Annotated in this window: 17 protein-coding genes; 14 read left to right on the forward strand and 3 right to left on the reverse strand. The window is 44.6% G+C overall.

All coding sequences use genetic code 11. The features are described 5' to 3' along the window. Positions 1–105: 105 nt before the first annotated feature. Positions 106–678: a hypothetical protein gene (locus tag GB993_RS12045; protein ID WP_161004475.1), complete on the forward strand. Its 573-nt coding sequence runs from the start codon at positions 106–108 to the stop codon at positions 676–678. 5 nt (positions 679–683) lie between these two features. Beyond that, entirely contained in the window at positions 684–1,286 is a 603-nt protein-coding gene (locus GB993_RS12050) for a cadmium resistance transporter (RefSeq protein ID WP_161004476.1), read from the forward strand. A gap of 67 nt (positions 1,287–1,353) precedes the next feature. Here the strand turns inward: GB993_RS12050 and GB993_RS12055 are convergent, their stop codons facing one another. Beyond that, on the reverse strand, positions 1,354–2,004 hold the full coding sequence (locus GB993_RS12055; protein WP_026017100.1) for a metal-dependent transcriptional regulator: 651 nt from the start codon (positions 2,002–2,004) through the stop codon (positions 1,354–1,356). Positions 2,005–2,478: 474 nt separating this feature from the next. Here GB993_RS12055 and GB993_RS12060 point away from each other — a divergent pair, with 474 nt between their 5' ends. Together GB993_RS12060 and GB993_RS12065 are read left to right on the forward strand one after the other, a co-directional pair. Continuing rightward, a complete protein-coding gene (locus tag GB993_RS12060; protein WP_161004477.1) occupies positions 2,479–4,317 on the forward strand; it encodes a heavy metal translocating P-type ATPase in 1,839 nt (612 codons plus the stop codon). Between the two features lie 19 nt (positions 4,318–4,336). Next, positions 4,337–4,675 carry an iron chaperone gene (locus tag GB993_RS12065; RefSeq protein WP_161004478.1) on the forward strand — a complete coding sequence of 113 codons (339 nt, stop codon included), beginning with the start codon at positions 4,337–4,339 and terminating at the stop codon, positions 4,673–4,675. Between the two features lie 643 nt (positions 4,676–5,318). On the opposite strand, the gene GB993_RS12070 is transcribed toward GB993_RS12065, so the two are convergent. Beyond that, a complete protein-coding gene (locus GB993_RS12070; RefSeq protein ID WP_161004479.1) occupies positions 5,319–6,521 on the reverse strand; it encodes an aminotransferase-like domain-containing protein in 1,203 nt (400 codons plus the stop codon). 213 nt (positions 6,522–6,734) lie between these two features. Between GB993_RS12070 and GB993_RS12075 the strand changes: the two genes are divergently transcribed. The 4 genes from GB993_RS12075 (at position 6,735) to GB993_RS12090 (ending at position 12,341) form a co-directional block, all read left to right on the forward strand. After that, positions 6,735–7,181, forward strand: a complete 447-nt coding sequence (locus GB993_RS12075; RefSeq protein ID WP_161004480.1) for a CopY/TcrY family copper transport repressor — start codon at positions 6,735–6,737, stop codon at positions 7,179–7,181. Between the two features lie 168 nt (positions 7,182–7,349). Further along, positions 7,350–9,377, forward strand: a complete 2,028-nt coding sequence (locus GB993_RS12080) for a heavy metal translocating P-type ATPase (protein WP_161004525.1) — start codon at positions 7,350–7,352, stop codon at positions 9,375–9,377. A gap of 153 nt (positions 9,378–9,530) precedes the next feature. After that, the gene (locus GB993_RS12085; RefSeq protein WP_284142847.1) at positions 9,531–11,264 is read left to right on the forward strand and encodes an IS1182 family transposase; all 1,734 of its coding nucleotides are present in this window, start codon (positions 9,531–9,533) and stop codon (positions 11,262–11,264) included. 393 nt (positions 11,265–11,657) lie between these two features. Beyond that, positions 11,658–12,341, forward strand: coding sequence for a hypothetical protein (locus tag GB993_RS12090; RefSeq protein ID WP_161004481.1), 684 nt, complete (start codon positions 11,658–11,660; stop codon positions 12,339–12,341). 512 nt (positions 12,342–12,853) lie between these two features. Here the strand turns inward: GB993_RS12090 and GB993_RS12095 are convergent. Next, the gene (locus GB993_RS12095) at positions 12,854–13,510 is read right to left on the reverse strand and encodes a DUF805 domain-containing protein (RefSeq protein WP_161004482.1); all 657 of its coding nucleotides are present in this window, start codon (positions 13,508–13,510) and stop codon (positions 12,854–12,856) included. Positions 13,511–13,638: 128 nt separating this feature from the next. Here GB993_RS12095 and GB993_RS12100 point away from each other — a divergent pair, with 128 nt between their 5' ends. The 6 genes from GB993_RS12100 (at position 13,639) to GB993_RS12120 (ending at position 18,841) form a co-directional block, all read left to right on the forward strand. After that, on the forward strand, positions 13,639–14,154 hold the full coding sequence (locus tag GB993_RS12100; protein WP_161004483.1) for a GNAT family N-acetyltransferase: 516 nt from the start codon (positions 13,639–13,641) through the stop codon (positions 14,152–14,154). 124 nt (positions 14,155–14,278) lie between these two features. Continuing rightward, positions 14,279–14,422: a hypothetical protein gene (locus GB993_RS12935; RefSeq protein ID WP_162854132.1), complete on the forward strand. Its 144-nt coding sequence runs from the start codon at positions 14,279–14,281 to the stop codon at positions 14,420–14,422. 509 nt (positions 14,423–14,931) lie between these two features. Beyond that, complete coding sequence (locus GB993_RS12105; RefSeq protein ID WP_161004484.1) at positions 14,932–16,395, forward strand: amidase; 1,464 nt, start codon at positions 14,932–14,934, stop codon at positions 16,393–16,395. 12 nt (positions 16,396–16,407) lie between these two features. Further along, complete coding sequence (locus GB993_RS12110; protein WP_161004485.1) at positions 16,408–17,403, forward strand: NAD(P)/FAD-dependent oxidoreductase; 996 nt, start codon at positions 16,408–16,410, stop codon at positions 17,401–17,403. 140 nt (positions 17,404–17,543) lie between these two features. Continuing rightward, positions 17,544–18,137 (forward strand): signal peptidase I, encoded by a 594-nt coding sequence (lepB, locus tag GB993_RS12115; protein ID WP_017261504.1) that lies wholly within the window; start codon positions 17,544–17,546, stop codon positions 18,135–18,137. A gap of 242 nt (positions 18,138–18,379) precedes the next feature. Beyond that, on the forward strand, positions 18,380–18,841 hold the full coding sequence (locus GB993_RS12120; protein ID WP_161004486.1) for a MarR family winged helix-turn-helix transcriptional regulator: 462 nt from the start codon (positions 18,380–18,382) through the stop codon (positions 18,839–18,841). Positions 18,842–19,239 lie beyond the last annotated feature (398 nt).

Genomic DNA, 19,239 nt, shown 5'->3' on the forward strand with positions numbered 1-19,239 from the left:
AGAAAATCGCGTCGTGACAAAATAATCATAGCTAATAAAAAAGATGGACGCGCTTGTCGAAAACCATAATAATGGAGAGGCAATTGACAAGGTGGGACATTTATCATGATGACAGTGATTTTGAGTTTACTATTATTAATCTATTTTATCCGTGGTCAGTTTGGGTTCGAACGCCCTAAACGCTGGCGATATTGGTTAATTCCGATTTTTTCATTAATTATGTTTGGCGTGACGTTTAAATATAGCGGTATCAACGTTATCATCGCGTTGGGGATGTTGATACTTGGTACCGTAATAGGTGTATACCAAGGCCAATTTGCCACGATTCGTCCAATAAAAAAGGCAAATTTAGAAGATCGTGTGGAAGTACGCGGTGAGCTTCACTACCTCATCGGGTGGGCGTTTATTTTAGCGATTCAAGTGATCGCTGAAGCGATTTTAAAACACGAAGAACTTGCCATTGTGGCAGTGTCTAAGGAAGCTTTTCAGGGCGTCATCGAGGAACTATTTCCACTTCGACGAATTCACGGCGGTGGTTGGTGGCTTCTATGGGCCTTGTCTGCTAGTTCCAGCCTGAGTTACACCTTAACTTTGGGACGTCGTTCACCGGCCTTCTGGGCAACGATTAAACGACATGCGCGACGTGACGAACGCCGTGCTGACCGGAAACGGATGTGATGAGCATGGCGTTGATATGGTCAGCAGTTGTGGCTTTTTTGGTCACGAATACAGATGATTTAATTCTGTTAATGTTGTTTTGGGGCATTGTGCGCACGGCCCGTGACCGGATGATCGTTATTGTTGGTCAGTATGCCGGGATTCTTTCACTGGTTGCGGCCAGTTGGCTACTTAGTTTAGGTTTCATGACAGTTCCAACAAAGTGGGTCGGTTTACTGGGACTGTTACCGTTGATTGTGGGGGTTGTCAATCTTTGGAAATGGTTCAAACGGCCACAAGCCGTAACCGAAGCCACGGCGGAGGAGGCAAGCACTGTTTCCGCGATATCTGGCAAACTCTCCGTGGCATTGGTTTGGAGTGTGACCGTCGGTGATGGTGGGGACAATCTAAGTGTCTACATCCCGTTTTTTGTACATCAACCGTTGTGGCGAATGGTCACAATTGTTTTCGTATTTATCGTGATGACGGCCTTTTGGCTATGGTTGAGTCACCGTTTGGTTCAAACGAAGGCTATCGCTCGTGGCATTGAACGGTTTGGTACGTGGTTGATTCCATGTCTGTTCATCATCATTGGTCTATTTATTATTTTAAGTAGCGGTTTATTTTAAACAAAACTCAAAAGGCGATTTCACCACGTTTTTGCGTGCTGAAATCGCCTTTTGGAAAACTATTCAATTATAATTTATCAACGAAAATATTGTTGGCGGCCTTAAAACTGACATCAACAGTAGAACCATCGGCTTTTGCCAACGTCAACGGACCTTCAAACGGTGCATGACTTTTGATCGTGTACGTTTGTTCGATAGAGAAGTTGAGGCTTTCCAAGTAGTCCAGCAAATCGTGGTTATCCACGAATCGTGCCAAACGAATCTTTGTGCCATCGGCTACTTCGTCCAGTGTTGTTCTGCTGCCGACTTCGTAGTTACCGGCCTGATCAGGAATGGCACCGCCATGTGGGCAGTGACCAGGGTGATCTAGAAAGGCATCAAGTGCGTCAATCATATGATCACTTGAGCTGTGTTCCAGCTTTTCCGCCTCTTGATGCACTGTTGCCAAAGTGTATCCTAATTTTTGAAATAGGAAACACTCCCATAAACGGTGTTTACGAACCAGTTCCTCAGCTGCCTTACGACCAGACTTAGTTAGTGAAATCCCAGCGTAAGGTGTGTGCGATACCAACCGTTCTTCCACTAATTTATTGATCATTTCAGTAACTGACGCTGCTGCAATGTCGAGACTCAACGATAATTGTTTATTTGAAACTTTTCCAGAAACGCCACCTAATTCAAAAATCATTTTTAGGTAGTCTTCCTTCATAGGAGTCATTTTATTCCACCCGTTAATTTAATTTTGTGCGTTACAACATTTATAGCCCATTTACGCATAAATAACAAGTAAATGACGGCGAAGATAGAGAAAAAGTAAGTGGCGTCACAATTGGTTTTAAGCGATTTTTATATTGTTGAGTGATTGTCACAGTATAAGCATTTAAATTGTCTCTTATTAATGATTGCTTGATAATTATTATGTTGCAGATGGTTATCACTTCATAAGACAAGCGGCGTGCCTTTGTCTTGCAGCATAGGTGCTCATAAGTTTAATTTGACTCACTCTTGAACTGTCATTTTTTGAAAACAACAGTGTCGAATTAAACGTATCCTTAATAGTTATTGAGACCAATTTAAAGGAAAAGTATTTTTATTGAATAAATAGGGCGGAAAAATAAACTATTCATTGATTGTTTAGAATGATTCTAATATAATGAATTTAACAAACAACACAACGAAGGAGAGGGTACCCATGAAAAACCGGCAAAAACTGAGTTTGATCATTACGGTCGCCGTCATTGCATTAGTGTTGCAATTTATCGCGCATCAAGCGCTTGCTGCTCAGTGGTTGATTACAATCGTTGGGGCGGTGATGGCGTTTGAAATGTTGATGGGGATGATTCGAACGTTACGCAGTGGTAAATATGGCGTCGACCTCCTTGCAATTACTGCGGTGGTTGCCACACTTGCCGTTGGTGAGTACTGGGCCGCGTTGGTTGTTTTAGTTATGCTAACTGGCGGTGATGCGTTGGAAGATTTTGCATCACGGCGTGCGAACAGTGAGTTGCAAGCATTACTGGATAAAACACCCGAAGTTGCGCACCGCGTGACAGATGACACCATCACTGATGTTGACGTTGATTCATTAAAGGTTGGCGATCGCTTGCTAATCAAGCCCGGCGAAATGGTTGGGGCTGACGCACATGTCGTTATTGGGACGTCCACGTTTGACGAATCTTCCCTGACCGGTGAAGCACGGCCAGTTGAAAAGGGCGTTGGGGATGACGTAATGTCTGGTGCGGTGAATGGTGATCAAACCGTCACGGTTCAGGTTGATAAACTAGCGGCTGATAGCCAGTACCAAAAGATTATTCAATTAGTTCGTGAGGCAGAAGCACGACCGGCACATTTCGTGCGCATGGCGGATCGCTATGCTGTGCCCTTTACATTGATTGCTTATGTGATTGCAGGAGTTGCTTGGTTCATTTCTAAAGACCCGGTTCGTTTTGCACAAGTGTTAGTGGTTGCGTCGCCATGTCCATTGATCTTGGCGGCGCCGACTGCGCTAATTTCTGGGATGTCACGGGCATCACGCAACGGGATCATCGTTAAAACTGGGACAACTCTTGAAAAACTAGCTGATGCGCGTAGCATTTCGTTTGATAAAACTGGCACGATCACGAATGGTGTTCTAAGCGTTGATCAAGTGGTACCGGAAGGCTCAACTACAAATGATCAGTTGTTGCAGTTAGCGGCTAGTGTAGAACAGGGCTCGAGCCACATTCTGGCACGATCATTGGTTGAACATGTTGGTGCACAACATTTGGTGCCCGTTAGCGATGTGGCGGAATCCACTGCAAACGGCGTGAGCGCACAGGTTGATGGTCATCTTATCAAGGTTGGCAAACTTAGCTTCGTGACTGAAGAAAAGTTATCGCCACAGCAGCAAACCGCCGTGTATGTCTCACGCGATGGTAAATATTTGGGCGCCATTACGTTTATGGACACCATGCGAGACGAAGCGCCGGCAACCATGAATTGCTTGCGTCGCTTGGGTGTGGACCATATTATGATGTTGACGGGTGATCAACGACAAGGCGCCATGGCCGTTGCAAAGCAGGCTGGCGTTGATGACGTTCACGCTGAGTTATTGCCAGCGGATAAGATTGCTGCACTCAAACAAGTGCCGAAAAACTTACGACCAGTCATTATGGTCGGGGATGGCGTGAACGACGCACCGTCGTTGGCAACCGCTGATGTCGGCATTGCGATGGGAGCTCATGGGTCGACTGCGGCTAGCGAGTCTGCTGATGCGGTTATCGTGAAGGATGATTTGAGTCGTGTAGTGAGTGCCCGCATCATTGCCGCTGACACCATGAGAATTGCCAAAGAATCTGTGTTGATCGGGATTTTTGTTTGTGTCGGCCTGATGTTGATTGCAGCTACCGGAGTTGTACCCGCATTAGTCGGTGCCTTGTTACAGGAAGTCGTGGACACTGTGTCAATCCTTTCTGCGTTGCGGGCTCGTCGTGGTAAGAAACGACCAGCAAGTCAGTTGGCCGGTTTAAAGGCGGACATCGTAAATGCCTAGGCGTAGAATCGAGGAAAAGATGACAGTAATCGAACGATATATCGCGGATCAGCCAGCAGAACGGCAGGCGCGATTGAACGAATTATATGCATTGTTGAAAGCAGAACTGCCTAATGCACAAGAAAAAATCTCTTATGGCATGCCAACGTTTTACGGTCAACATAACATTATTTACTTTGCAAATATGAAGCACCATACCGGTTTGTATCCTGGCGCGGAACCGATTGCGTTGATGCAAACGGAGTTAAGTGATTTTCATACTAGCAAAGGTGCTATTCAATTGCCACTAGACAAGCCACTGCCGGTTGACCTGATCAAAAAGATTGTTCAGTTGGCTTTGGCGCGTGAGCAACGGTAGATTGTTGGGGGGTTACAATTGTCGCTGCCGGTTGGCAACATTGACACACCGCCGTGGGACCGGTTCAAGCCTTCTAAAACCGAAGTCTTTCACCTCGCCGTCGAGCCTCGTGAAGCCCGCGAGTCTCGACGACCGTCCGTGATGTAAATCTGAGCAAATTCACTCAGATTAACATCACCTGCACGGCTTGGCGTCACTGTTGCCGCCCTTTCGCTCACATAGCAGTGATCACCACTAAAACAGACAACACCACGTTCAAACAGCAGTATTTGGCAATGTGGCTTGAGTATGGCAAGTGCCACGATTTTTTCATAGTAATGACGTTATCACTGTAGTCGTGAAGATTGAAAATCTTAAGTAGTTACGATTATGTAGTGGAGCAGACCGGCGACAGAGTTTCGGTGTCGACAATACTTAATGGCAGGGGTCTAGCCATTTAGTATTGTGGGACGACTTCTGAGACGAACTATGGCTCAGAATCGAGGTTGAAAACCGCGGTTTTTGCGGGTTGAGACCGGTCTTCACGGAAACGGCGTCGCCGGTCAGCGCAACGAAAGCACATCATGTAAAACAAACAGCGTTCAGACTATCAAAATAATCTGGACGCTGTTTTTGAATGAATCGAAGAGGGGGGGCGGAAAACTTACTGCACTTTGACAGTATTTTCAGTCAGTGCAGTTGCCAGTCGTTGAATGCCAGCAGTGATTTGTTGTTCATCAACACCGGAAAAGTTCAAACGCAGGCCATTGTGTACGTTTTGGTGAGCGAAGAAGACTTGACCAGGAACGTAACTGATATGTGCTTGCGGCATCACAACGTCCTGTAACAATGCTTGTGTGTCGACATTTTCTGGCAACGTCAACCAAACGAAGAAACCACCATCAGGGCGTGTAAATTTAACTGTGTCTGGCATGAATTCGGTCAGTGCGTTTAGCATGGCGTCTAGGCGATTGCGATAAGTAGTCAGCATGTTAGCCACATGTTGGTTTAAATCGTTGTTGTCCAAAAAGGCTGACACAGCATGCAACATAATGGCAGGCGATTCAAGATCACTGGTTTCTTTTAGTTGACGAAGTTTATTGATGACCATTTCATCTGCGACCACCCAACCGGTGCGCAAACCTGGCATTAAAATCTTTGAGAAGCTGCTGATGAAAATAACGCGACCATGGCGGTCAAAAGATTTAATAGCTGGCAATGAGTGACCGTGGTACCGCAAATCACGGTATGGCGTATCCTCAAGAATATAGAAGTGATACTCTTCAGCTAGTTCAACCAACCGCTTCCGTTTGGCAACGGACATCGTAACACCGGTGGGATTATGAAAATCCGGCACTGTGTAAACCAGTTTGATATTGGGATGGGTTTTTAACAATGCGGCGAGTGCGTCAACGTTCATGCCGTCGTCTTCCATCGGCACGTCTAAGTAGGTAGGACCATATTGATCAAACGAAGCAAGGGCACCAACATAAGTAGGTGTTTCGACAGCAACTTCATCACCGGTATCGAGTAGCAACTTGGCTACTAAATCAATGGCTTGTTGGCCGCCTTGGGTGACCAATACATTATCAGCCGTGGCATTGATGCCAGCCGTTTGGTGAACGCGATTGGCCAATTGTTGACGAAGATGAACGGGGCCAGCGACCTCCTGATACTCAAACAAGTGGTTACCCGCAGTATCGATGGCGGTGTTAAAGGCGTTTTGCATCTGTGCGGTTGGAAACAGGTCAGGGTTGGGATTGCCAGCGGAAAACTTAATCCCGTCTGGACCTAACTGCCCACCAAATAACTGTGCCAAACGACTTTCTGTGCCAATGGCGGCACGATCTGCAAATAATTCACTCATAACTGTCGCTTCCTCTCTTTTACTTGTTGCCAAGTATAAATGATGTTATTAAATAAATAAAACTCAACTTTTTCAATTTAAAGTGAATTATTTTCATCTTAAAAATAAAACCATGCTTTTACAGAGCAGTGCAACATCGTTGAAAAAACGCGATTACAAGTGTAAACTTTAGTCATTGAAACTAGTTAACGATGACGAAAGGTGGTTCTCAACATGGAAGCCACAGTAAAACTTGAAATTAGTGATGCTGAATGGGAAGTAATGCGGATTGTATGGACGTTAGGTGAATCAAACAGCCGCCAGATTACCGAAATTTTAGCCGACAAGATGGGTTGGAAATCAGCCACAGTTAAGACGCTATTGGGTCGTTTGGTTAAGAAGCAGGCGCTCACAACGAGAAAAGAAGGCAACGCGTTCATTTATACACCGTTGGTTGCTGAACAAGACGCCATGGATAGTGCAACTCGGGCTTTGTTTGGACATCTGTGTCAAATGAAGGTCGGTCAAACGTTAGCTGACCTGATTGATAATTTGACGCTCAGCAAGGAAAACATTGCTGATCTGCAGGCTCAATTGGCCGACAAGGCGAAGACGGCACCGGAGACGGTGGCATGTGACTGTTTGCCAGATGGCTGCGATGCCATGAAGCAGGAAGCCTAATTAAATATTTGTCTTGACGAAAGGGAACTGTTTGGCGTAATAGCCAGCCAGTTCTTTTTTCATGAAATCACGAAACTTATGACTTGACGATTTTCGTTTACGATTGTAAACTGTACCTATCGATTACAAATGTAAACGTAAAATTAAAAGTGTCAAGGGAGGCACATGATGAACAACATGTCGATGGATCATGAGATGAAGCACGATGAGATGCAGATGGCCGGGCACGGCATGATGCACATGGGTAATCTCAAACGGAAGTTTTGGGTGTCCTTAGTCTTAACGATTCCGATTATTTTATTAACGCCAATGATGGGCGCACGGTTGCCGTTCCAGTTGTCGTTTCCTGGTTCAGACTGGGTGGTGGCGTTAATCGGCACCATTTTGTTCTTCTACGGTGGGGCACCATTCTTTTCCGGCGCCGTTGATGAGTTGAAGACACGCAAACCAGCGATGATGGCACTGATTGCCATGGGTATTTCCGTTGCGTACATTTACAGTATTTATGCCACAATCGCGAACAATGTGTTCGACGTGAAGCCAATGGTGATGAATTTCTTTTGGGAATTGGCAACGTTGATCGACATCATGCTGCTAGGTCACTGGATTGAAATGAACGCAGTGATGAATGCCGGCTCAGCGGTTGACTCACTGGCCAAACTGTTACCAAACACGGCACACAAGATCGTCAATGGACAGACACAGGATGTTCAAGTCAACGAATTGGCCGTGGGGGATCATGTGTCGGTAAGAGCTGGTGAGCAGATTCCAGCTGACGGTGCGTTGGTGAGTGGAACCACTAGTGTTAACGAAGCCATGGTGACGGGTGAAGCCAAACGGATTGAGAAGAAAATCGATGATAAAGTTATTGGCGGCTCAGTCAACGGTGATGGCACGTTTGAAATGACGATTACCGGAACTGGCGATTCAGGTTATTTAGCCCAAGTTATGGATTTGGTGGCCAATGCGCAACAGTCGAAGTCTGAACAGGAGAACATGGCTGATAAAGTTGCCGGGACGCTGTTTTACGCGGCATTGCTGGTCGCCATCGTAGCCTTTGTGACATGGCTATTCATCGGTAATTTGGCGCTGGCGCTATCCGTGGCAGTGACAGTGCTGGTGATTGCCTGCCCGCATGCGCTTGGTTTAGCAATTCCACTAGTTGTTGCCCGAAGCACTTCTATTGCTGCCCGTAATGGTTTGTTGATCCGTAATCGTGATGCAATGGAACGTGTCAAGACATTGAAGTACGCCTTGATGGATAAAACGGGGACTTTAACTGAAGGAAACTTTGAGGTGCATGCTGTTGGCAGTTTAATTGATGGCGTGAGCGATGATGCGGTATTGGCCCAGCTGGCTGGTCTGGAAAATGGGTCTAGCCATCCATTAGCAGTTGGTATTTTGAACGCGGCCAAACACCGCCAAATTACAGCGGCAAAAGTGACTGACATTGCTCAGATTACTGGTGTTGGCGTGCAGGGCCACGCAGATGGTCATAAGGTAGCCATTGTCTCGGCCACATATTTGAACCAGCAGGGGATAGCCTATGACCACCAGCAGTTTGATCAACTTGCCAGTTCGGGCAATTCAGTTAGTTATTTACTTGTCGATGATCGATTAACAGGTTTTGTGGCGCAGGGGGATGAAATAAAGCCGGCTGCCAAACGCATGATCAGTTTGTTGAAGAAACAACACATTGTGCCGGTTATGTTAACAGGTGACAATGAACAAACGGCCCAGGTTGTTGCCAAACAATTAGGCATCGACGAAGTGCGAGCGCAACTCATGCCAGAGGATAAGGAGAAAATTGTCCGTCAGTATCAGGAAGATGGTTCCGTCATGATGATTGGTGATGGGGTTAACGACGCGCCAAGTTTGGCACGGGCAGATATTGGTGTGGCGATTGGCTCGGGCACAGATGTGGCAATTGATTCGGCCGACGTTGTGCTGGTTCGTAGCGACCCTAACGATGTTGTTGAATTTTTGAATTTAGCCCGTAAGACAACAGGTAAGATGACAGAGAATCTCTGGTGGGGAGCTGGTTATAACATTTTAGCCATCCCATTAGCAGCAGGGGCCTTGGCACCGTTGGGATTTATCCTTAGCCCAATGCTCGGGGCAGTGTTAATGTCTCTAAGTACAGTGATCGTAGCGATTAACGCGATGACACTGCGGGTAAATAAACAAGCTGAATAGTTTTAAGAGTTTGGGACAAAACTCTTGAATAAAAAATAAGGTTCGAAATCGTTTTTTGATTTCGAACCTTATTTTCGTACTATTATGTAGGCACAGAGACAATTCTCTGCTCATCCAACAGCGACTAAACAATTAGAAAGCGAGGTTATCTCCATGTACAAGAATTATAACAATAATCAAACCAGTTTGGCAGTGAATTTAGATTTTACGCCTAGTGAAAATCATGTGGTCACGGTGTTAAGCCGATTCGTAGACTCTATTCCTTTAAAAGACGTCATGAACGCAACTGCCGCCACTGGGCGGCCAGCCTATGATCCACGGTTAATGATGAAGATTCTATTGTTTGCGTATACGCGTAAAACGTTCCACGGTCGTGAAATTGAGTTAATGTGTGCTGAAAATCTGTATATGAAATGGTTGATTGGCGACTATGATTTAGTCCCCAGCTATCGGACAATTAATCGATTTCGTGTTTCCGCAACCATGGCAGTTTTTATTAAGCAAGCCTTCATTCAGTTTCGCGACTTAGTTCGCCAAGCCGGACTCGTTAATGATGATGCTTTATTTATCGACGGCACCAAATTATTGGCCGATGCGAACAAGTACACGTTTGTCTGGAAGAAAAGTATTACTAAGTACAATAGCAAGCTAACAGAGAAAACGCGGGCACTTTATGATGAACTGATTCAAAATGAAGTTGATCTTGCGATTGATCAAGAACGTGATACAGCAACCGACGTTGACCAGATGAAAATCGTCGCCAGTCAATTGGACGACAAGATCGCTCAATTGGATCAGACGATTGAAACAGAAAAGCCACAGCCTGGCGGCTCTCCGGCCAAGCAACAACGTCGTCATTTAAAGAAATTTCAACGCCAGTTGGAAAAAGACTTTATTCCTCGTAAAATGAACTATGATGATGCCTTGGCAACTTTTGGTGATCGTAATAGCTATTCCAAAACAGACCACGATGCGACGTTTATGCGAATGAAGGAAGATCCGATGCGGAATGGTCAATTAAAACCTGGCTACAATTTACAGACTGCGACTCAGCATCAATTTACCCTCTACTATGACTTATATCAACGGCCAACAGATACGCGCACGCTAGTGCCGTTTTTAAAAACCTTCGATTTTGACTCAACACCGGCTAAATACATTGTCGCAGACGCAGGTTACGGTAGTGAATCTAACTATGAATACATTACTGATGAGTTGGATAAACAATATCTCATTCCTTACGGGATGTATGAGAAAGAAAAGAAAAAGCGCTATCGTAACGACCCCACCAAGATCCAAAACTGGCAATACGACGAAAAAAATGATGTTTTCACTGACTACCAAGGGATTGAATTTCACTTTAAAAATTACAGCATACGTCACGATCAATACGGTCAAGAGCGTAAATTCAAAGTTTACCAAGCAGTAGACTACTTCGAAGATCCAGTACGTCAAGCGTTAGCACAGACGCCAAGTGGTCGACAACGCCAGGTCAGCATCAACAATAACTGGTTGTACTTTAAAAATTATGCCAGAGTTCAACTCCAAAGTGACGAAGGTAAGAAGATTTATGGTCAACGAAAAATCGAGGTCGAACCAGTCTTCGCAGATGTGAAGGCTCATTTGAGGTTTACTCGATTTTCGGTTAGGGGGTTAGATAAAGTAAACAACGAAGTTGGATTGGTCCTAATGGCCATGAATATGATTAAATGGGCCCGAGAAAAGGCCCATATAAACATAGAAATTCGAAAAAAGCAGGGCAATGAAAAAATCGACCAGAGAAAAGCAAAAATCACTTTTCTCTGGTCGATTTATTTTGAGTTATGTCCCAAACTCTTTTTTATGCGACTAAAGCCTTCTTTTTCTGTCATCCTCATGGAATTATGACTTTCTCCTTGTGTAACCAATTTCTCTAAATCTTGGACTCGTATAATTTGTTCAAATAGGTGAATGTTGAGTACATTTCTTTGCCAAAAAATGTTAGCGGTTTTAATATTAATCGGGTTCACTAATATATTTATATCACTTGGGAGGGATGCAATGGGTCTTAATGAGCCCCTAGGTTGTAAACGCCTCATCAATTTGGTGATTGCGTTTATAGGACTTAGCCGCTGCGAATACTCATATGTACTCAAGGAGGGGATTAAATAATTGGTAATTAAATATTCCTAATTTTCGAAAAAAGATAATCTGGTTGGAAGATAGAGAATACTATTGTATTTCTATCAGTAGCTTTGAAAGTATTTAAATATAATTAGTAGGCAAGGAGATATTTTTATCATGAAAAACAAGATTGCAACGGGACTAATTTTAGCAGTGCTACCAATGACTTTAGCAACTGTCGGTGCTACAAATGTCAAGGCTGATGCGACACATGCCACGACGTTTGAAATGAAAAGAAACGATATGAGTAAGACGTCTGGTGCCATCGTTGGAAGCTATAATAGTAAAGACAAGAAGGTTGTTGGAGCAACCTTGCCTGGTAAATCTGTATCATTCAAGGTCTCTATGTTGAAAGGAGATTCAACATACTTGCATTTTGCCTTTATGCACGCCGCATCTGGATCAAAGGGTTGGTATTTTGCCCCAATGTCAGCAGATGGAATCAAATTAAGTAAGGCGGACTTTAAAGATGGTAAGAGTATAAATATTACGAATAAAATCGGATTGTTTGCGGCTCCGGACGCAAGTACTGTGAAGTCAGTCAAAGCAAATGAGGGTAAGCTGAAATACGAAAAGACTTCAAAGTTCCTAAAGGCGACTGTCAAAGAAATCGATGGCAAATATACGGTTACTATCAAAAACATGTCTAAGGGCAATTACAAAACGCCATTCTCATCTGGTGTTTGGGGTACGGAAATGAATGGCTCAAAGGCTTTTGACCACACGCCATCAGCAGCATTAAGTAAGCTCGCTACGATGGGACACCGTGACGATTTGCTAAAGACAGCCGAAATGAAATAAGGTAGATATATCGGTAGATAAGGCATCACACTGGGCTTGAAGTTAGGGATATTTAAATTCTCACGAAGATGTAGTTATCTGAGTACCTAGTCTATAAAAAATGAATCTCATAATGTGGCAATAATCCCCTCACGGATGATAGATGATAGTTCCTCTGTCACTCGTGAGGGGATTTTTTATTCACTGTGAAGCCGTTTTGTTGATTATTACCAGCACAACGGGCAGCGGTGACCATCATATTTAAGTGTTGTTATTTCTCTGTGTGGTTACTTCTAAAACATACCGGTATTTTTTGATCTTCGCCTTAGAAAATTTGCAGCAAATTGAAACGTTTAGCAAGCTTGCCAGTGCTGATGTACTTTAAGTACAGTGATCGTAGCGATTAACGCGATGACACTGCGGGTAAATAAACAAGCTGAATAATTTAAAGAGCACAATTCCGATTTGTTTCAGAATTGTGCTCTTTTTCTACCGTTAATTTAAGTGGACGTGCCAAACAGCGGACTAAAGGCTTATTTGCCTGTTGTTTCGTTTGTCATAGTTGTACTTTCAGTTTCACTGTTAACCGCCTTTGAGTCGCCACTATCCTCGTTGGGATTAGTCGTAGGTGTTGGGTCAGCTAAGTAACGGTTAGGTCGTTTGGACTTCTTAGCTAGCAATCCCCATTCAATGAGTTCGAGGATGAAGAATATCAGTAATGCCAGAAATCCCCACTCAAAATTGGCCATGGCAGCGTTCACGTGACCATTCTGGTAGTTCACGACCAACAAGATCAATTCGTACATGGTAGTTAAGAAGAGTAGCAAACGAACTATCCACAGGCCAATCAACCAATGTGCTGACCAATTGAAGTCGTGGGAGCGACGAACTGCAATGGTGAATTTTGGGATGAGCGTTGCCAACATGAAAATAATGGCAAGAATGACAAACGTATTGGCGAATACACTGTTCTCACCACCGGCAAACAGCCAGTGGGTAAGGTGAGGATTTCCAGTCCCCACACGGGCTGACGGATGATCATTGAAATCAAAGGCTCGTAAATATTGCATGGCCTGAAATAGAATTTCAAAAAAGAAGTTAACTAAAAAGGCCCACCAAAATTCCGCCCGGGTCGCAACGCCCTTGATGTGAAATGAGCGTTGCCAAAATTTTTTGTACGCGACTAACATGTTGCTTCCCCTCACATTTCTTAGCAGAATTATACCATGCGATTCCGCAATAAAAAGTAAAGCAACCCTTAATTCTGACTTTGCTAACGTAAATTTGTATAATAGCGTCATGAGAAAGAAGGCGAACCATGATTTTTGAAAAGTACCATCCGATCATGACTAAACACTATGAATTAGACTGGCTGACCACATTCAAAGTGAAAGAAATCTTTGCATTACGTCACGATGCCAGTGTAGCAAAGCTAACTAATCGGGACGTTGATGCAACCATCATGGACACGGCTGCCCACGTAAATCGTGTCATGAGTAAGATCATGCATAACGACGCGTTGGTTTGGGGAATTGGTGACAAACGGACGGGTGAATTTTTAGGGACGTTTGGGTTCGATTCTTTTGTGGCGGATCGAACAACTGCAGCAATTACGTTTGAACTATTACCGTCTGCTCAGCGTCGGGGTGTCATGAGTGAAGTGCTGAGTCATATGCTGTCATTTGCTTTTGATGAGCTCGATCTTCAAAAGGTTATCGCAACCGTGCAATCAGCCAATGTTCAGACTGTCATGCTCTTGAAGGGGCAGGGCTTCACGTTGGATCGCGAGACGACGGGAGAGCTACAGTTTAAACTAAGACAAGACGAACGCTAATTTTGAATAAAACAAAGTTTACCAAAATCTGATAAAAGCGCTACAATGAAACCAACGAGCCGTCCCCACAAAGCGTGGGACTTAATGGCGCCCGTTTCTTTTCCATTTAAAAGAGGCGAATATCATGGCTAAATTGAGTAAGGAAGAACGTAAGGCTTTGATCGAAAAGGCCGAAGAAGATCGTGCTAAGAACCCAAAGCCAGAATCAAAAGAATCTGGTTTTGCCACGATTGATGCAGATGCAAAGAAGTTGGAAGACGAAAACTAGTTTTTCAACGTGGTTGCTTACATAGGTAAGCGTGCCGAGTGATAACAATTGTTGTCGCTATTAATAAAAATAAGGTTAAATGATGCATCTTCAATGTGTCATTTGGCCTTATTTTTATTTATGTCATGACTGTGCAGGCTAGTATTAGCTGTTGTTAACTGGTGTGTGTTTGTTTTTTGTTAGGATATGAGCTGGAGGACGGTAACAATGATATCGAGCCATGATGGCGATGTTAATTCGGTGGTTTTGCCGAATTTACATCACGGACGGTCGCAGAGACCCGGTTTTTCACGGGGCTATGCGGCGAGGTGAGAGACCGTGAATTTCGGGCTCGATCCGGTCCCACGGCGAGCGTGTCATTGTTGCCAACCGTAAGCGCAGGCCACACACGATAAAGCACCTCATCACATATTAAGACATCCTCAATGTGTCACTCAAAAATCGCATGCAAAACACGTAATGCGGTATAATTTAGCTAGCAATCAACAAACGTTTGGAGGCGAATTGTCATGGCAGATGCATTGGAATTAGCACGTCGAGTCCGCGATGGTGAAGTGACCAGTGAGGCCTTGGTCGAAGCAGCTTTTGCGCGGATCGAAGCGACCAACGATGACTTGAACGCGGTCGTTCACACGCGCCGTGAAAAAGCTCTGTCGGAGGCCCGCCAGTTGCAGGATCTTGGTCAGCCATTTTTAGGTGTGCCACTGCTATTGAAGGATCTCGGCCAAAATTTAAAGGGTGAACCGGCCACGCTGAGTGCACGCTTATTCAAAGATGAAATTGCGGGTCAAACAGATAATTTTGTTGCAGCACTGCAAGATGCTGGTTTTATCATAATTGGTCAAACGAATGCACCAGAGTTTGGCTTCAAAAACATTACTGATCCAGTGCTCTATGGTAAAACACGAAATGCGTGGGATCGTGACTATTATCCGGGTGGATCATCTGGCGGCGCAGCGACAAGTGTTGCGGCCGGTTATGTACCATTGGCTGCTGGTAATGATGGTGGCGGATCGATCCGCATACCAGCCTCATTCTCCGGCTTGATTGGATTAAAGCCTACACGTGGTCGAGTGCCTGTCGGTCCTGATGGCTGGCGCGGTTGGGCTGGTGCGTCCATTAATTTTGCGTTGACGCATTCAATTCGCGATACGGCAGCCTTATTAGACTGGTTGCAAACGTACCAACCGGAGGCGCCATTTAGTACGCCCGTTAATCTACAAGGGTTTGCCGCGCAACTCTGGGATCAGCCAGCTCATCTGAGAATTGCTTACAGTACAAAATCACCCGTTGGCACGCCTGTTTCTATGGCGGCTGTGCAGGCGGTCGAGGATGCCGTGGCATTTTTACGGGAACAGGGCTACGAAGTGGTCGAAAAGAGCAATCCATTGGATGGTGTGGCACTCATGCGGTCTTACTACATGATGAATGGTGCTGAAACCGCTGCAATGTTTGATTCTGTTAATCAGGCCTTAGGACGTTCGGTTGGGCCAGACGATATGGAACGGTTGACGTGGCTGATCTATCAGGCAGGACTAGGTGTCACTGGTGCACAGTATAGTCAGGCAATGGGTCTATGGGATCAAGCCAGTGCACAGATGAATGACTTTTTGGACACGTATGATCTGTACCTCACCCCAACGACTGCTTACCCGGCACCACGTTTGGACAATCCTTTGGTGGATCCAGATATAGATGCCCAGATCGATCATGTGACGCGGATGAAATCGCCTGAGCGTTTGCAACTGTTGTGGGATTATTTTGAACAGGCGCTGACATTGTCGCCATTTACACAACAGGCTAATTTAACAGGACAACCGGCCATCAGTTTGCCAACATTTGTGACTGACGCAGGATTACCAATCGGCATTCAGTTCACCGCCCGTAAAGGTGATGAATTGGCATTGTTGCGCATTGGCCGTTTGTTTGAACAACAACATCAGCTAAAATTACCCACCTTTGAAGAGGAATGACAGGATTTAATAATGGATGAAGTAATGTATGATTTAACAATTATTGGCGGTGGTCCCGTGGGCTTGTTTGCCGCTTTTTACGCAGGTTTGCAGGAGTTAAAAACACAAGTGGTTGAGAGTTTGCCCCAGGTCGGTGGTCAATTAACCACGCTGTATCCGGAAAAACGCATTTTGGATGTGGCCGGTTTTAGCCACGTAACCGCCCAAGAATTAGTCGACAAGTTAGTGGCACAAACGAGTGAATTCCCAGTTTCGATAAAGACGGAAACAACGGTGACGAACGTGAGTGGTCAACTGGGTGATTTCACGATCACGACCAACAAGGATGTAACCCATTCTAAGGCCGTTTTGGTGACCACGGGTAATGGCGCTTTCACGCCGCGCAAGCTAGCTGTGGATAACGCAGAGGCGTTCGAGGGACGCAATCTTTGGTACTTTGTGCCGAAGGTCGCTCAATTTAAGGATCATGACGTGATGATTGCTGGTGGGGGAGATGCCGCCATTGATATTGCGTTGATGTTAGAACCGGTGGCCCATCATGTATATTTAATACACCGCAGGGATTCGTTCCGAGCGTTGCCACACAGCGTGACTAAGCTGAATGAATCCAGTGTTGAAACGGTTACGCCTTATCTTGTGAGTGGGCTGACAGCAAACGGCAATCAGGTGACAGTCGACTTAAAAGAAATGAAGACTGACAATCATCGAGCGGTTACCGTAGATGATTTGGTTGTTAATTATGGCTTCATCTCAGATCACAGCGTGTTTGAAAACTGGGACCTGCAGTTTGACCAAAACCGGCAACAGGTGGCTGTCGATGGTAGTATGAAAACTAGTATCGACGGCATTTATGCCGCTGGCGATACAGCCAGCTATGATGGCAAGGTGGCCTTAATTGCGACAGGATTTGGCGAAGCAGCTACGGCTGTTCACGCAGCTGCGTTTGCTATTGATCCGCATCACCGTGGACCAGTGCACAGTACGTCGGTTCACTTACCCAACGAATAATCAGAGAAAACGATAACTTCTGACAATTATTGTTTTTATCGCTTTATGTCGGTTGAAAAACGGCTATAATGATATCTACTAATGTCTTTTTAATTTATGTAAAAGCCCTGTGAAAGGATGTGCTTCACATTAAAAAAGTTATGAGCTGGGTGTGGCCAATTTTAATTGGTTTTGCCATTGCAATGTTAGTTAAATGGCTTCTGATTGCGCATGTACGTGTTGACGGTCCCTCAATGTTGCCTAACCTTCAGAATGACGAGCGGGTGTGGGCCTTTAAGCAGGCGCCATTAAAGCATGATCGTGTCATCGTGTTTAAGGCTTATGGTGTGGACCCACAGGCGACGGATACTAAAGTTATGTATGTTAAGCGGATTATTGGAATGCCGGGAGACACGATTGATTATCACGCTGATGGAAAGTTATACGTGAACGGTAAGTTTGTTTCTCAGAGTTATATCACCAAAAAGCAGCAACAGGCTGGTACTCTCACAGCTTTGCCGCATAACGGTAACGACTACAAAGGGTTTAATTTAAAAACACTTAGCTATGATGAAAACTGGACGCGTAACGCTGGTGTTACTAAGGTTCCAAAAGATAGCTATTTCGTTCTCGGGGATAATCGTGCTGTATCAAACGACAGTCGGTACTATGGCTTCGTACCGAAAAGCAAAGTTGTCGGCGTCGTTAAAGCTTATCCGTGGTCAGAGCATCATGAGCAAATTAACGTAAAATGAATTTAATTTAGTAATAAAGTGACAATAGTGCCGACGATAGGCGTTATTGTTACTTTTTTTATGCAATAAATTTGGTTAAATGGGTATAATATTAATAAGTTTATGGTATTTTTTAGGTTTCTCAACTACAATTAAGTACAATTCATTTCATAAGTTTAACTTTAATCACTTGGGCAAAGCTATAAGTGGATCAAAGACAACTGGGTTTATTACAGTAATTTTTGAGAAAAGGGGTTCTCGTAATGTCCGAACCAATGAATGATCAGGAAAATGTTGATGCAATGGTTGCAGTATTATGTGATCACTACGTTAACGAAGTTTATGTTGCTAACCGTGCAGCGATCAATTTTGTTAATCACTTCGGTCTGAATTTACAAACGGCCGTTTTGTTGAGACGAATCGCTGCAAACAAAGGCATCACCGTGTCACAGCTTACCAAGGAAACGCCGTTTTCAATGAGTGTTGTCTCGACACAAATTGGTAAGCTATTAAAGGACGATCAGGTTGAAATGAAAACAACCGCTGATGATCGTCGGACCAAATTGGTTTTCTTAACCAATAAGGGTGTTCGTTTGCATCATAAGATTGAAAAGTCGATTCGTGAATCAGTTGAAAGTTTAGGTGACACCATTTCAACTGAAAAAATCGATGATGCAATCAAGTTAATTGAACAACTTGGTGCATCCTTACCGACCTTCGAATAAAAAAGACATCAATGCGGATATTTATAGCGTGTTGGTGTTTTTTTTGTGCGCTGAAAAATGGGGATTGTCTGACCGCTTACGGTTGCCAACATTGACACGCTCTCCGTGGGACCGGTTCAAGCCCGAAGCTCACGGTCTTTCACCTCGCCGTAAAGCCTCGTGAAGACCGCGAGTCTTTCCGACCGTCCGTAACCTAAATTCGGGCAAATCACCGAATTAACGTTACCTTCACGGCTCGGTATCAATGTTGGCGCCCTCCAGCTCACATAGTTACAAGCTTGCACATCGTTTAACCAGCAATTTCTGACATAACAAGATTGCCAGATGGCCTGTTGTTTTCAACTGTCGGCGTAAATAATGCATTCCACAAAAAATCAGATTGCTTCTTTCTCAGCATC

Source organism: Furfurilactobacillus milii (assembly GCF_009864005.1).
Classification (GTDB): Bacteria; Bacillota; Bacilli; order Lactobacillales; family Lactobacillaceae; genus Furfurilactobacillus; species Furfurilactobacillus rossiae_B.

What these genes read in the sequence shown, in the direction of transcription:
- GB993_RS12045 (WP_161004475.1), top strand. Translation starts at nt 106, where the DNA reads ATGATGACAGTGATTTTGAGTTTACTATTATTAATCTATTTTATCCGT.
- GB993_RS12050 (WP_161004476.1), top strand. Translation starts at nt 684, where the DNA reads ATGGCGTTGATATGGTCAGCAGTTGTGGCTTTTTTGGTCACGAATACA.
- GB993_RS12055 (WP_026017100.1), bottom strand. Translation starts at nt 2,004, where the DNA reads ATGACTCCTATGAAGGAAGACTACCTAAAAATGATTTTTGAATTAGGT.
- GB993_RS12060 (WP_161004477.1), top strand. Translation starts at nt 2,479, where the DNA reads ATGAAAAACCGGCAAAAACTGAGTTTGATCATTACGGTCGCCGTCATT.
- GB993_RS12065 (WP_161004478.1), top strand. Translation starts at nt 4,337, where the DNA reads ATGACAGTAATCGAACGATATATCGCGGATCAGCCAGCAGAACGGCAG.
- GB993_RS12070 (WP_161004479.1), bottom strand. Translation starts at nt 6,521, where the DNA reads ATGAGTGAATTATTTGCAGATCGTGCCGCCATTGGCACAGAAAGTCGT.
- GB993_RS12075 (WP_161004480.1), top strand. Translation starts at nt 6,735, where the DNA reads ATGGAAGCCACAGTAAAACTTGAAATTAGTGATGCTGAATGGGAAGTA.
- GB993_RS12080 (WP_161004525.1), top strand. Translation starts at nt 7,350, where the DNA reads ATGAACAACATGTCGATGGATCATGAGATGAAGCACGATGAGATGCAG.
- GB993_RS12085 (WP_284142847.1), top strand. Translation starts at nt 9,531, where the DNA reads ATGTACAAGAATTATAACAATAATCAAACCAGTTTGGCAGTGAATTTA.
- GB993_RS12090 (WP_161004481.1), top strand. Translation starts at nt 11,658, where the DNA reads ATGAAAAACAAGATTGCAACGGGACTAATTTTAGCAGTGCTACCAATG.
- GB993_RS12095 (WP_161004482.1), bottom strand. Translation starts at nt 13,510, where the DNA reads ATGTTAGTCGCGTACAAAAAATTTTGGCAACGCTCATTTCACATCAAG.
- GB993_RS12100 (WP_161004483.1), top strand. Translation starts at nt 13,639, where the DNA reads ATGATTTTTGAAAAGTACCATCCGATCATGACTAAACACTATGAATTA.
- GB993_RS12935 (WP_162854132.1), top strand. Translation starts at nt 14,279, where the DNA reads ATGGCTAAATTGAGTAAGGAAGAACGTAAGGCTTTGATCGAAAAGGCC.
- GB993_RS12105 (WP_161004484.1), top strand. Translation starts at nt 14,932, where the DNA reads ATGGCAGATGCATTGGAATTAGCACGTCGAGTCCGCGATGGTGAAGTG.
- GB993_RS12110 (WP_161004485.1), top strand. Translation starts at nt 16,408, where the DNA reads ATGGATGAAGTAATGTATGATTTAACAATTATTGGCGGTGGTCCCGTG.
- lepB (WP_017261504.1), top strand. Translation starts at nt 17,544, where the DNA reads ATGAGCTGGGTGTGGCCAATTTTAATTGGTTTTGCCATTGCAATGTTA.
- GB993_RS12120 (WP_161004486.1), top strand. Translation starts at nt 18,380, where the DNA reads ATGTCCGAACCAATGAATGATCAGGAAAATGTTGATGCAATGGTTGCA.